This window comes from Rathayibacter sp. PhB1 (genome assembly GCF_004362935.1).
Classification (GTDB): domain Bacteria; phylum Actinomycetota; class Actinomycetes; order Actinomycetales; family Microbacteriaceae; genus Rathayibacter; species Rathayibacter festucae.
This window is the reverse complement of record NZ_SNYD01000001.1, coordinates 818037-831075: the sequence shown is the minus strand read 5'-3', so window position 1 is coordinate 831075 and position 13039 is coordinate 818037. Positions and strand designations below refer to the sequence as shown.

Sequence of the window (13039 nt, the reverse complement as noted above, 5' to 3'; positions counted from 1 at the left end):
CCCGGGACCTTGCCACAGCGCGCGAGGCCCTCTTGTCGCTGGCGCGGATCGCACGACGTGCGTGCCGCTCCCGGCCCGGGTCCCGACGCGCGCTCCGCGCTAGTCGACCAGCATGAGTGGACTCGACGCACGGACTTCATGCTGATCGAGTAGCCCGCGAAGCGGGCGTATCGAGATCCACCAGCGTCAGAGGACGAGCCTGCAAACCGGCCTTCTGAGGAGGGTGGGTCTCGATACGCCCCTGCGGGGCTACTCGACCAGCATGACGGGAGGTCGGCGCACGGTGGGCGCTGACGCAGGTCGGCGGGCCGACGCCTCCGGCTCTACCGCTCGCAGTCGGCCTCTCGGCCCATCCGGGCGGCGACGGTCGAGGCCGCCGCCGCGCGCTTCCTCCGTCTGCGCCGCAGCTCGAGGGCGAGCGCCGCGATCGCCACGACGAGGAGCAAGGCGGAGGCGCACAGCGACGCGATCCCGACGGCGCTCGGTGCCGCGATGACCGCGGGGGCGTCGAGGACGCTTCGGACGAGGCCGTACAGACCGAAGACGACGAGAACGACGAGGTCGAATCGGGATCTCACGACAGCCACCGCCGTGCTGGGAGTCGTCTGCATGCTGCTGCGTTCGTCATACGCGTATGTCTAGCACCGACGTCGGCGCCCGGTGTCGAAGGCGCGCGCCGAGCTCGCCCGTGGCGCGCATCGGTGATCATCAGCTCGGTCGGCGAGTCGGCCTTGACAGACGTGAGCTTCAGTCGGCTACCATCCACGTATGGCAACTGACCCAGGACCGATCCGCTCCGACGGAGACGCGACGCGCTCCCTCGATCGCGGCGACCGCGGCTCGCGAACGGCGCTCTCGACTCCGACCGGTCTCGCCGACGCCGACACGCGAGCGACCGCGGTGGATCGACGCGGAGTCGCCCGGGCCGTCCTCCAGTGGGTGACGGGTGATCGGGTCGACGCTCGACGGGTCGTGCGCCTCGCCGACCGGCGGTGGCGAGGAGCGGTGGAGCCACTGCTCGGGCCGGAGGACGTCCTGCTCCTCCCAAGCGAGAGCGTGACCGACGACGATGAGACCCGCGAGGCCCCGACCTGCGACTGCGCGGCCGTCCTCGACTACCGCGGTGGACTCGACGAGCCGGGAGACGTCGCCTGGTTCGGCGAGCTGCGGGTCCAGACGGAGGACTACGCCTCGATCGCGTTCCTCCCGGTCACCGGTGCGACGACCGCACGGCTCCGCGATGCGAACGGCTGGCAGGCCTATCTGGAGGACGCCGACGCCGCCCGCGCCTCCGGTCGGCTGGTCCCGCAGCTCCTGGGAGCCGCGGTCGCCGTGAGCGGTCTGCCGCTGACGGACGACCCCGCTGCCGGACCCGTCGCTGCCGTCGATGTCGGCCGGGACGGGGTCGCGACGCTCGGTCCGGACGGGCTGGTCCTCGGCGACGCCCGAGACCCCGACGGTCTCGCGGCCGCCCTCGACAGGTCGTACCGTCCGCTCGACCGGCTCGCCGCGCTGGGCGGCGGTGTCGCCGACGACATCGCGCGCCGCCCCTGGCTGGCGCTGTACCGCGCCGGCCTCGCCTTCGCCGCCGCCGACGACACCGGCCCGGCGTGGTCGGTGGTCGGGCTCGGAACGTCCCTCCGACCGGACGGGGAGGTGACGACGCTCACGCGCTCCGACCTGATCCTCCTGCACCGGGGCGACGAGCGCGTCCTGGTGGAGCCCCGGACCCTGCGGCGGTTCGCCCTCGCACCCGCCACCGCGGTCGTCGTCGAACGGCTGCTGAGCGACGGCCCGGACGACGAGCCGCGCACGCCGGCCGACGAGGCCTTCGTCTCGCGGCTCGTCGAGCGGTTCGAGCACGAGGGCGTCCACCTCCGGAGAGGAGCATGACGGCCTCGCCGGTCCTCGTGCCCCTGGTCTCGCCGACGGCGGCGGCCAGGACCGTTGCGGCGGTGAGCGCGACGGGGACGCGCATCCGCTTCGCCGACGGCGTCGAGGCGATCGACCTCACGAGCGGACTGTGGAACGCGCCGTTCGGCTGCGGCCGACCGGAGTTCACCGCTGCCATCGCCGCGGCTCTGGCCGAGGCCTCCTACCTGTCCCTCTTCCGGCGGAGTCACCCCTGGGCGGAGCGGGCGGCCGCGGCACTGCTCACGGTCGTCGGCGACGCGCTCCCGCACGCCTCCTTCCGGCGCGTCCTCCTCACCACCTCGGGCGGCAGCGCGAACGACGCGGTCATGAAGCTGCTCCGCCAGCGGGCCGCGCTCCTCGGTCGGCCGGAGCGCCGGCTGGTCGTCGGCCTGTCCGGCAGCTACCACGGGCTCACCTACGGCGCCCACGCCCTGAGCGGCGACGAGCTGGGCCAGGACGTCTACGGCGTCGATCGCTCGGGGGTCCGGCACGTGGCGCACGACGATCCGGACGCCCTCAAGTCGCTGCTCCACCGGGAGGGACGGCGCATCTGCGGCATCGTCGTGGAGCCCGTCCTCGGCTCCGGTGCCCTCCCGCTCTCGGACGCACTCCTCGCGGTGCTCGAGAGCGCCTCCCAGGACGGCGTCCCCGTCGTCGCGGACGAGGTGGCGACCGGCTTCGGCCGCACCGGCCCGTTCCTCGCCTCCTCGCGCTGGCCGTTCGCGCCCGACGCGGTGGTCCTCTCGAAGGCTCTGACGAACGGCACGCTCGCGGCGGCCGCCGTGGTCGTCGGCGAGCGGCTCCTCGCCGAGATCGATGCCGCCGACGCCCCGTTCGTCCATGCGGAGACCCAGGCGGGGACACCCGCGGTCTGCGCCGCCGTCCTGCAGAGCCTCGCGCTGCTCCCCGAGCTGCTCGGAGCCGACGGCTTCCCGCGCGTGAGCACCGCCCTCGACCGTGCCGTCACCGCGCTGTCCGCGCATCCGCGGGTGCTCGGATCCTCCGGCGCCGGGTCCTTCCGGGCCCTCCACATCGCGGGGGTCGCCAGCGCCGAGGAGGTCCTCGGCCTGGTGGAGGACGTCCGGCGGCGCGGGGCGGTCGTGCACCCCGCGCCGGGCGGGATCCAGTTCCTGCCTGCGGCGGTGTCCACCGACCACGACCTCGCGGGCATCCCGCGCATCATCAGTGCGGCGCTCGACGCATGAGCGTCCGCAGCACCGATCTGCGGACCGGTCTGGCGTCGGATGCGGCGACCACCGGCTCCCGGCAGACCCTCTTCGTGCTCGACAGCGCGCTCGTCCGGCGCGGAGCCGTCGAGCCCGAGCGACTGCACGGACGGGTGGTCGTCCTCGACGTCGCGTCCGAGCAGGGTCGGCTGCTCGACACCGTCGACCGCGCCCTCCGCGCCGTCCGTCCCGACCGCCTCGTCGGCATCGGCGGCGGCAGGCTGCACGACGTGGTGGCGCTGGCGCGCCTGTTCGCCGCCGACCGCACCCTCCGATCGCGCCTCGACGGACTGCTGAGCAGGCACGGCGGGCTTCTCGCTCCAGACCTCCCCGCATCGACGGAGGTCCCTCGTCTCGTCCTGGTGCCCACGACGATCGGGCCCGGCAGCGAGACGAGCGCCGCGGCCTGCCGCGAGATCGGCGGCCTCCGCTCCGTCGTGGTCGGCGACGCGCTCCGGGCCGACGCCGCCGTGATCGACGCCGAGCTCACGGCGACGCTGACCCGCTCCTCCGTGCTCGAGGGAGCGGCGGAGGCGGCCCTGCGGCTGATCGGCTCGCGGTCCGGGTCGCCCGCCGACCGCTCCGCCGACGATCGGTCGAGGCGACTGCTGGAGGCGCTGGCCGAGGCCGGCGGCCGCGTCGCCGGGAGCGCCGGACTCGTTCGCCGCGCCGACCGCGCGACGCTCGCTGCGGCGAGCGCCGACAGTCACGGCGTGCTGCGCTCGGCGACCGCCGATCCCTTCGCGGCGACGCACTGGTACCTCGCCAACGAGGTGAGCAGTCGCGCGGGACTGCGGAAGGTGCCGGCGACGATGCCGCTGCTGCCCGTCCTGTGGAGTCGCGACTCCCCGGAGCGTCGCGCGCGACGACGGGCCGTCTGGCAGTGGTTCGCCGCTCCCCTCGGGCTCGACGTCGATCCCGTCGTCGGCAGCGCCCAGTGGTCCGAGCGGTGGAGCATCACCGCACCGGCCGTCGCCGACCGCGCCCTCCGCGACGCGGCACTCGCGATCGTCGCCCGCTGGGGTCGCTCGGCGCTGCCCGGCCTGGCGCTCGACGACGCCCTCCGACTCCTGCGCGCGGCGTTCCTGCCGGCGCAGGCCCATCGACGTCACGAAGGAGGTGAACACATGAACACACAGAACGAACTCGAGTTCCACGAGCTGGAGGCGGCGGTCGCTCCCGACTGGGAGTCGGCGGCCTCCGGCTTCACGAAGGGGCTGCTCGTCGCGGGCCTCTTCCTCGGTCTCCTCACCTGACCGGGACCGACCGACGACACTCGCATTCCAGACGACGACACGAGGAGACGACGCATGCAACCACCCACCCCCCTGCGATTCGAGGAGATCGAGTCGATGGCCGCACCCGATTCCGACTGGTACATCGCCGCGAAGCTCGGGATCGCCGTCGGGCTCGGGCTCGGCGCGATCGTCCTGACCTAGCTCTCGAGGAGAGCACCTCTTCACCGAGGACTTCATCACCGAGGAGGTGAGAAATGGAGAATCCTGTTCTCTTCCAGGAGATCGAACCCGCGGTCGCTCCGGCCGACGGCTGGCGGGCCGCCGACGCCGGCCTCGGCATCGTGATCGCGCTCGGCAGCATCGTGATGCTCGCGACCTAGCCGACAGTGCACCTCCCGCGGTCCCGGACGCTCGAGCGTCCGGGACCGCTCCCTCTCAGACCTGGAGCGACCATGCAGCACCCCTCGGACCCGCCGCCCCTCACCGCGGCGAGCGCCGCCCTCCTTGGCGCCCTCTCCCCCGCCACCGTGGCGCCGGAGGACCTCTACGGACCCGACGGGTCCGTCGTCTACGAGCACTTCACCGCGGAGGACCGCAGCGAGATCAGCCCCCTGCTGGCAGCGGTCCGCCGGACCGAGGGGCCGATCCTCGAGCTGGCCTGCGGCGGCGGACGCCTCACGGTGCCCCTCCTGGGCCTCGGCCGCCCCGTCGTCGGCCTCGATCTCTCGCCGACGATGGTCGACATCCTCCGGTCGCGGATCGCGGCGCTGCCCGCCGCCAGGATCGCCGACGGCTCCCGGGCGCTGGTCGGCGACATGACCTGCTTCCACCTGCCGGAGCGCTTCGGCGCCGTCGTCCTCGGCGCCACGTCCATCGCGCTCCTGGACCGAGCCGGCCGGCACGCCTTCCTCCGAGCCGCCCGCGAGCACCTCGGAGCGGACGGCGTCCTCCTGATCACCGCGTCGAGCCCCGACCACGCCTACGTCGCCGGAAGCCGCAGCTCGCGCATCCGCGCCGTGCCCGGGCCGTCCGGCGGACCGGGAGCGGCCGTCGTGACGTCCGCCGTCACCCCCGACGGTCTCCACCGGGACGTCGAGGTCGTGCAGCTCGGTCTCGATCCCGGCGGGCGGGCGGCGGCTCGGCTCTTCCACTCGCGGGTGAACGTCGTCGACGCCGAGGAGGTCTCGGCGGAGGCCGGGCGTGCGGGACTTCGCGTCGCCGCGCGCACCGAGCTGGCGGAGACCGAGGACTCGACGCTGCTGCAGCTGGTCTGGGCATGAGTGACCCCGTGCCGCGACTGGCGGACACCGTGACGATCGACGAGCCGATCGCGCCCGGCGCTCCGTGGATCCTCTCGGTGCGGGGCGTCCCGCGCGCACGGGTCGGTCCCGCGGTGGCGACCTTCGCCGCCGGGCTGCGCCCGAGCGCGCACGAGACGGACGAGACCGACGGCACAGGGACCGCGCGGCTGTCGGACGAGGAGACGGCCGCCCTGCTCCGCGAGTTCGCGGCGGCCGGGCTCCTCGCCGGCTCCGAGCGCCGCGAGCCCCGGTCGCATCGGCTGCAGTTCCGGCCGCCGGCGAGTTTCCAGCTGACCCTGCTCGACGCGACGCGGCCGGCGCTCGTGCTCGCGCGGCTCCTGCGCCGACGGCCGATCCGGCTGCTCGCCGTCGCCGCGGTCGTCGCGGTGCTGCTCCTGGGTACCGCGAGCGCGATCGCGCACTCGGCGGAGATCGCCGCCGTCCTCAGCGAGCCACTGCCCCTGCCCTCGCTCCTCGCGGTCTCGGTCGCGTTCCTGCTCGCGGGAGCGGTCCATGAGGCCGGTCACGCGGTCTCCCTCGCGGCCTTCGGTGGACGGCCGCGGCGCGCCGGGGTGATGATTTTCTACCTCGCCCCCGCGTTCTTCTGCGACGTCACCGACGGCTGGCGCCTGGGCGACCGGCGCTCCCGCGCGGCGGTCGCGCTTGCCGGTCCGGCGGTGCACCTCGTCCTCGCGGCGGGCGCCGCGACGGCGCTGCTCTGGTCGTCGACGGGGCGGTCCGCTCTCGCCTGCTTCGTCGTCGCCGCCGCGCTCAGCGCAGTGACCAATCTCATTCCGCTCGTGCACCTCGACGGCTACCTGGCCCTGGTCGCGGTCCTCGACCGGCCGTTCCTGCGCAGAGCCGCGATCCGAGCCGTCGGCGACGCCGTCCTGCGCCTGCTGGGGGGAACCGCGCCACGTGCCTCCCCCTGGCTCGTCCTGTTCGGAGTCGGCTGCCGCGGCTTCGCCCTGCTCCTGATCGGCTGGGCCTACGTCCGCAGCGTCCCCGTCCTGATCCTCACCGAGCCGGGCGCGGTCATCGCGCTCGTGTTCGCCGCAGCGCTCCTCGGCGCACTCGTCGTCTCCCTCGTCCGGTTCGCGCGAGCCGCGAGAGAAGCGCGAGTCGGAGCGCTCCGGGTCGCCGTCGCGTCCGCCGTCCTCGCCGCCGCTCTCGCCGGCGTCACAGCCCTCCCCCTCGAGGAGCGGATCGAGGGCGGCTACGTCGTCCGCAACGGCGAGGCCTTCCTCGTGCGGACCTCGGCCGACCCGAGGATCGTGCCGGGTACCCCGGTGCGGCTGACCAGCAACGGGATCGCGGTGCGGTCTCCGCGGTCGACGGCCGTCGTCAGCGGGCCCGCGGAGTCGCTGCTCGCCCCGATCGCGGCGCTCGCGCCCCTCACCGGGCTCGACGACGTGCCGGCCGTCGGCTATCCCCTCGCCCTGCCCGACTCCGCGAGCACTCCCCCGGTAGGCGGCGCCTCGGTGTCGCTCGGCGGCGGCACGATCGGCGGCGCGGTGCTCGATCTCGTCGCTGGGGACGCGCTCCGCCGCCTGGGGGTCGGCCGGTGACCGGCGGGAGTGTGCTCGAGAGCGCCTTCGAGCACGCCCTCCGCGTGCTCGCCGCTGCAAGGGACGGTGACACGGTCCTCGGCTGGCGAGGCAGGACCCTCTCCGGTCCCGTCCGGCGCGACCGCGAGCGGCTCTGGCTCCGCCTCGTCAGCTCCCCCTCGGCGCTCGCCCAAGGGACGTGGTGGACCGGCACGGCGGACAGCGCCGTGCTCCCGGCCCTGCCCAAGCCGGTCGTGCTCGCCGTCGAGGAGTGGGACCCGCCCCACGTCGAGGGGTACCGGCTCCGCGCCGAGTTGATGACCCGTCTGCCCGGTCGTGCCCTGTCCCCGACGGCGGAGCTGGCGCCCGAGACCGAGGTCGATCCGGCGGTCTGGGTCGAGCTCGGCGGGATCCTCGACGCGCTCGCCGCCGTCCCGACGCAGCGGGAGTCGACCGTCCCCGCCACGGTGGACCGGCTGCTGCGCAGCTTCTTCGGCGATCGGTTCCCGCGCGGCACCCCGTGCTGGACGACGGCGCACGGCGACCTGCACCCCGGCAACCTGCTCGTCGCGCCGCTCGGCCTCGCCGACTGGGAGGCCTGGGGGCGCGGACCCGAGCACCTCGACGTCGCGACCCTCTACGTGCACACCCTCGCCGCCCCGGACGCCCGGCGCTCCCTCGTCGAGGTGCTCGGCGAGCGGCTGCACTCGGACGCCGCACTGCCCGCCCTCGCCTTCGCCGCCGCGAAGGTGCTCGCTCGGTCGGTCTCCGGCGACTACCCGACGCTGGTCACCCCCGTGCACCGGCTCCTCGACGACCTGACCGCGCGACCGCTCGGCGCCGGCGGCACGACCGCTCGACGACGATGACCCCCTCGACCCGAAAGGCCCGCCCATGAGCTCGGCGCTCGACTTCCTGCACTTCACCAAGTCCTTCCGCGGCCGCCGCGTCGTGGACGACCTCAGCTTCTCCGTGCGGCAGGGAACGGTCGTCGGTCTTCTCGGCCCGAACGGCGCCGGCAAGAGCACGGCGCTCCGCGGGCTGGTCGGACTGCTGCGCTCCGATTCCGGTGAGGCGCGGATCGGCGGCCACCGGTTCGCGGAGCTGCGCGCTCCCGCCCGGGTCGTCGGCGTGCACCTCGACGGCCTCGGCTTCGAGAACGGCATCACCGGCCGCCGGCACCTCGCGATCGTCTGCCGCGCGGTCGGCGAACCGCTCTCGCGGGTCGACGAGCTGCTGCAGACGGTCGGCCTCACCGACGCGGCGCGACGGCCGGTCCGCGGCTACTCGACCGGGATGCGCCAGCGCCTCGGCCTGGCCACGGCCCTGGCGGGTGACCCGGAGATCCTCGTCCTCGACGAACCTGCGAACGGGCTCGACCCCGAGGGGATCCGCTGGCTGCGGCGCCTGATCCGCGCTGAGGCCGAGCGCGGACGGACGGTCCTCGTCTCCAGTCACCAGCTCGCCGAGCTCGAGCACACCGTCGACGAGGTCGTCGTCCTGCGGCGCCGGATGCTCTTCCACGGTCCGCTCGAGGACCTCACCCGCTCGGGAGGGCGGAGTCTCGAGGACGGCTACTTCGACCTCGTCGACGGCGAGGCCGGTCGATGAGCGGGGCCGGCGCGCTCGCACGGGCCGAGATCCTGCGCTCCCGCAGCGGCTCGTCGTTCCCGGTCCTCCTCGCCTACGCGATACTGATCCCCGTCTTCGCCCTGAACATGCCCGGTACGACGGATCGGCTCGGCGGCCTCGACGACGCTCCGGCGAGCCGCTTCGTCTTCGGCTTCGCGGCCTGCGCCGCCCTGGGCGCGTGCTTCTACGGGTCCTACGCCTACACCCGGGAGACGTACTACCACTCGCTCGACCGGACGCTGCTGCTCGGCAGCCGGGACGCGATCCTGGTGGCGAAGGCGCTGGCCGGCGCGGTCTCGGGCGCGGTCTTCGGGGTCGTGGCGGTCGTGGGCTGGTGGCCGATCTCCGCGGTGGTGCTGGCGACCGCCGGCCGCCGCCTGACGCCGGACATCACGCTGCTGTCCGCCTCGCTCGGCGTCGTCCTCGCCTTTGCCCTCAGCGGCGTGCTGGGCGTCGGCGTCGGCTACGCGGTGGGGAACTACTACGCCTGCATCCCGATCGCGCTGGTCCTGCCGGCCGCCCTGGCCGTGCCGTTCCTCGGCGTGGCCCGCGACGCCGGGCGGCTGCTCCCGATCGGAGCCGTCGCCGGAGCGACCGGAGCGCCGGTCGACGGGATGCTCCCGGCGCCACTCGCGCTGGCCGTCCTGGCCGTCTGGGCACTCCTGGCGATCGGCGGCGCACGGATCCTCGAGCAACGGCGGGCGCGGTGACGGACGCGGCAGCGGAGGGACCGCTCACCCGCGCCGTCGCCGCCGAGTCCCGGCGCGTGGTCGCGAGCCGGACACCGCTCTGGGGACTGGTCTTCGGACTGCTGCCCGTGCTCCCCCTCCTCCTCGCCGTGACGCAGGTCGATCTCGGCGCGCTCCCGCCCGGAGAAGCGGCCTCGCTCGAGCACGCGATCTCGGCGGCGCTGCTGCAGGGCGGCGTCGTCGGGGCGGCGGCCTTCGGAGCACTGCGGACGGCGAGCGCCTTCGAGAAGGGGATCCTCGCACGCGACGTGCTCTCGTCAGGGCTCCGGCCGGCGCTCGCGGCACGGTTCCTGGTGACGGCGGGTGCCGGTGCGGTGCTCGCGACGGCGGCGGTCGCGGTCGGAGTCGCCGGCGTCGCGGTCGTCTCGGCGGGAAGGGTCACTCCGGACGTCGGCGTCGTGATCCTCGTGCCTGTGGCCGGTACCGGAGGTGCGATCTGGGGCGCGCTGGTCGGCACGATCGTCCGAGCACCGCTCTTCGTGCTCTTCGCGGCCCTGGCACCGCTCAGTGTCGCGACCTTCACGAGTGGCACCGCCCTCGAGGACGTCGCGCCCCTCGCTGCGCTGTCGGCGTCCGCGCCGCCCACGGTCGCGGCCGTGCTGGCGGGCCCGGCCTGGCTGCTGGCACTCGCTCTCGTCGCGGTCGCGTCGGGGCGTCGGCGCCCGCTGCTCTGACGGAGCTCCGCCGCGGGCGGGTCTGCCAGGAAAGTTCACCTCGTCCGCATGGGGAAAGTCATGCTGATCGAGTAGCCCGCGCAGAGGGCGTATCGAGATCCACCAGCGCCAGCAGGACGAGTCTGCAGACCCCCTGCTGACGACGGCGGGTCTCGATACGCCCCTTCGGGGCTACTCGACCAACATGACGGGGCGCAGCCGCGTCTTTTCACCCGCCACCAAGACGCGAAGCGGCTTCGCCGCTCGATACGCCCCTGCGGGGCTACTCGACCAGCATGTCTGCGGGCGTCTCTTCCCAGTGGACCACGCACGAGGGCCCGCGCACTCTGCGTGCGCGGGCCCTCGTCGTTCAGTGGTGCGGTGCTACTGCACGTCCTCGTCGACCCAGTCGAAGGTCTTCGTGACGGCCTTCTTCCAGAGGCGGTACTGCCGGGCGGCCTCGTCCTGGTCCATCTGCGGGGTCCAGCGCGAGTCCTCCTGCCAGTTCTGGCGCAGGTCGTCCAGGTTCTCCCAGAAGCCGACCGCGAGGCCCGCGGCGTACGCGGCGCCGAGCGCGGTGGTCTCCGCGACGACCGGCCGGACGACCGGGACGCCGAGGATGTCGGCCTGGAACTGCATGAGCAGGTTGTTGGCGATCATGCCGCCGTCGACCTTGAGCTCCTGCAGCGGGACGCCGGAGTCGGCGTTGACCGCGTCCAGGACCTCGCGGGTCTGGAACGCCGTCGCCTCGAGCGCGGCGCGGGCGATGTGGCCCTTGTTGACGTAGCGGGTGAGGCCGACGAGCGCACCGCGCGCGTCCGCTCGCCAGTACGGCGCGAAGAGGCCGGAGAACGCGGGGACGAAGTACGCGCCGCCGTTGTCCTCGACCGTCGCGGCCAGCGCCTCGACCTCGGGGGCCGAGCCGATGAGGCCCAGGTTGTCGCGCAGCCACTGGATCAGCGAGCCGGAGACCGCGATCGAGCCCTCGAGCGCGTAGTGCACCTCGCCGTCGCCGAGCTTGTAGCCGATCGTCGTGAGCAGCCCGTTCTTGGAGTGCACGATCTCGGTGCCGGTGTTGAAGATCAGGAAGTTGCCGGTGCCGTAGGTGTTCTTCGCCTCGCCCGGATCGAACGCCGCCTGGCCGAAGGTCGCGGCCTGCTGGTCGCCCAGGATGCCCGCGATCGGGACCTCGCGCAGCAGCGAGGAGGACTCGACCTGCCCGTAGACCTCGGAGGAGGAGCACACCTCGGGGAGCATCGACTTCGGCACCCCGAAGGCCTCGAGGATGTCGTCGCGCCACTCGAGCGTCTCGAGGTCGAGAAAGAGGGTGCGCGAGGCGTTGGTGACGTCGGTCTTGTGCACGCCGCCGTCGACTCCGCCGGTGAGGTTCCAGAGGACCCAGGTGTCGGTGGTGCCGAAGATCAGGTCGCCGGCCTCCGCCTTCTCGCGGGCGCCCTCGACGTTCTCGAGGATCCAGACGATCTTGGTGCCGGAGAAGTAGGTCGCGAGCGGGAGCCCGACGATCGACTTGAAGCGGTCCGCGCCCTCGTCGCCGGCGAGCCGGTCGACGATCGACTGCGTGCGGGTGTCCTGCCAGACGATGGCGTTGTAGACGGGCTTGCCGGTGGTCTTGTCCCAGACCACCGCGGTCTCGCGCTGGTTGGTGATGCCGACGGAGGCGATGTCGTGGCGGGTCAGGTCGGCGCGGGAGAGCGCCTGGCCGATGACCTCGCGGACGTTGTTCCAGATCTCGATCGGGTCGTGCTCGACCCAGCCCGCGCGCGGGAAGATCTGCTCGTGCTCCTTCTGGCCGGTCGAGACGATCGAGCCCTTCTTGTCGAAGATGATCGCGCGGGACGACGTGGTCCCCTGGTCGATAGCGATGACGTAGTCAGCCATGAATGATTACTCCTTCGTAACGGGTGAAGTGGAGTGCGGATCGCGAGCCGGAGCGGCCCGCAGGACCGGCTAGAGGATCGGCAGCAGCGCGGTCGAGGCGAGACCGGCGAGGACACCGCCGACGATCGGGCCCGCGACGGGGACCCAGGCGTAGCTCCAGTCGCTCGAGCCCTTGCCCTTGATCGGCAGCAGCGCGTGGGCGATGCGGGGGCCGAGGTCACGGGCGGGGTTGATGGCGTAGCCGGTCGGGCCACCGAGGGAGGCGCCGATCGCGATCACCAGGATGGCGACGGGCAGGGCGCCCAGCGCCGCGAGTCCGCCGTCGCCCTGGCGTCCGCCGCCGAAGCCGATCACGACGAAGACGAGGACGAAGGTGCCGATGACCTCGGTGACGAAGTTCCAGCCGTAGCTGCGGATCGCAGGACCCGTGGAGAAGACGCCGAGCTTGTTGGCCGGGTCGGGCTCCTGGTCGAAGTGCTGCTTGTAGGCGAGCCAGCAGAAGACGGCGCCGAGGATCGCACCGATCATCTGGGCGAGGATGTACATCAGGATCGAGACGATGTTGACCGGGACGCCCGAGCCGAACTCCGTCGCTCCGCTGGCCGCGAGGCCGAGCGTGACGGCCGGGTTGAGGTGCGCACCCGAGTTGTAGGAGACGATCACACCGGCGAAGACGGCGAAGCCCCAGCCGAAGTTGACCATCAGGGTCCCGCCGTTGAGACCCTTGCTCTTCACGAGCGCGACGTTGGCGACCACGCCGCAGCCGAGGAGCACGAGCATCGCCGTTCCCACGACTTCCGCGAGGAACACCACTCCGAGATTGTCCACGTTGACCTTTTCCTTTTCATCGGTCGGAACGCGCGAACGCGCCCGCGACGGG

General features: G+C 73.2%; 14 protein-coding genes. 11 read left to right on the top strand and 3 right to left on the bottom strand.

Going from position 1 to position 13039, the window contains the following annotated elements:
- Window positions 1–323: 323 nt before the first annotated feature.
- Entirely contained in the window at window positions 324–578 is a 255-nt protein-coding gene (locus tag EDF17_RS03995; protein ID WP_133671880.1) for a hypothetical protein, read from the bottom strand.
- A gap of 190 nt (window positions 579–768) precedes the next feature.
- Between EDF17_RS03995 and EDF17_RS03990 the strand changes: the two genes are divergently transcribed.
- The 11 genes from EDF17_RS03990 (at window position 769) to EDF17_RS03950 (ending at window position 10281) form a co-directional block, all read left to right on the top strand.
- Complete coding sequence (locus EDF17_RS03990) at window positions 769–1893, top strand: hypothetical protein (protein WP_133671878.1); 1125 nt, start codon at window positions 769–771, stop codon at window positions 1891–1893.
- A complete protein-coding gene (mpaD, locus tag EDF17_RS03985; RefSeq protein WP_123445272.1) occupies window positions 1890–3119 on the top strand; it encodes a daptide-type RiPP biosynthesis aminotransferase in 1230 nt (409 codons plus the stop codon). Before EDF17_RS03990 ends, mpaD begins: the two co-directional genes overlap by 4 nt.
- Window positions 3116–4396: an iron-containing alcohol dehydrogenase gene (locus tag EDF17_RS03980; protein WP_123445271.1), complete on the top strand. Its 1281-nt coding sequence runs from the start codon at window positions 3116–3118 to the stop codon at window positions 4394–4396. Before mpaD ends, EDF17_RS03980 begins: the two co-directional genes overlap by 4 nt.
- A 54-nt stretch (window positions 4397–4450) precedes the next feature.
- Complete coding sequence (locus EDF17_RS20440) at window positions 4451–4579, top strand: daptide-type RiPP (protein WP_260321490.1); 129 nt, start codon at window positions 4451–4453, stop codon at window positions 4577–4579.
- A gap of 53 nt (window positions 4580–4632) precedes the next feature.
- Window positions 4633–4758 (top strand): hypothetical protein, encoded by a 126-nt coding sequence (locus EDF17_RS20435; protein WP_260321489.1) that lies wholly within the window; start codon window positions 4633–4635, stop codon window positions 4756–4758.
- A gap of 72 nt (window positions 4759–4830) precedes the next feature.
- Window positions 4831–5658 carry a daptide-type RiPP biosynthesis methyltransferase gene (mpaM, locus tag EDF17_RS03975; protein ID WP_123445270.1) on the top strand — a complete coding sequence of 276 codons (828 nt, stop codon included), beginning with the start codon at window positions 4831–4833 and terminating at the stop codon, window positions 5656–5658.
- Entirely contained in the window at window positions 5655–7247 is a 1593-nt protein-coding gene (gene mpaP, locus EDF17_RS03970; RefSeq protein WP_123445269.1) for a daptide biosynthesis intramembrane metalloprotease, read from the top strand. Before mpaM ends, mpaP begins: the two co-directional genes overlap by 4 nt.
- A complete protein-coding gene (locus tag EDF17_RS03965; RefSeq protein ID WP_133671876.1) occupies window positions 7244–8095 on the top strand; it encodes a phosphotransferase in 852 nt (283 codons plus the stop codon). The genes mpaP and EDF17_RS03965 overlap by 4 nt, the downstream gene beginning before the upstream one ends.
- 25 nt (window positions 8096–8120) lie before the next feature.
- The gene (locus tag EDF17_RS03960) at window positions 8121–8837 is read left to right on the top strand and encodes an ATP-binding cassette domain-containing protein (protein WP_123445267.1); all 717 of its coding nucleotides are present in this window, start codon (window positions 8121–8123) and stop codon (window positions 8835–8837) included.
- On the top strand, window positions 8834–9568 hold the full coding sequence (locus tag EDF17_RS03955; RefSeq protein WP_123445266.1) for a hypothetical protein: 735 nt from the start codon (window positions 8834–8836) through the stop codon (window positions 9566–9568). Before EDF17_RS03960 ends, EDF17_RS03955 begins: the two co-directional genes overlap by 4 nt.
- On the top strand, window positions 9565–10281 hold the full coding sequence (locus tag EDF17_RS03950; RefSeq protein ID WP_123445265.1) for a hypothetical protein: 717 nt from the start codon (window positions 9565–9567) through the stop codon (window positions 10279–10281). The genes EDF17_RS03955 and EDF17_RS03950 overlap by 4 nt, the downstream gene beginning before the upstream one ends.
- Window positions 10282–10644: 363 nt before the next feature.
- Here EDF17_RS03950 and glpK read toward each other — a convergent pair whose 3' ends face one another.
- Together glpK and EDF17_RS03940 are read right to left on the bottom strand one after the other, a co-directional pair.
- Window positions 10645–12159 carry a glycerol kinase GlpK gene (gene glpK / locus EDF17_RS03945; RefSeq protein WP_123445264.1) on the bottom strand — a complete coding sequence of 505 codons (1515 nt, stop codon included), beginning with the start codon at window positions 12157–12159 and terminating at the stop codon, window positions 10645–10647.
- Window positions 12160–12228: 69 nt separating this feature from the next.
- Window positions 12229–12987: an MIP/aquaporin family protein gene (locus EDF17_RS03940; protein ID WP_123445263.1), complete on the bottom strand. Its 759-nt coding sequence runs from the start codon at window positions 12985–12987 to the stop codon at window positions 12229–12231.
- Window positions 12988–13039: the final 52 nt, after the last annotated feature.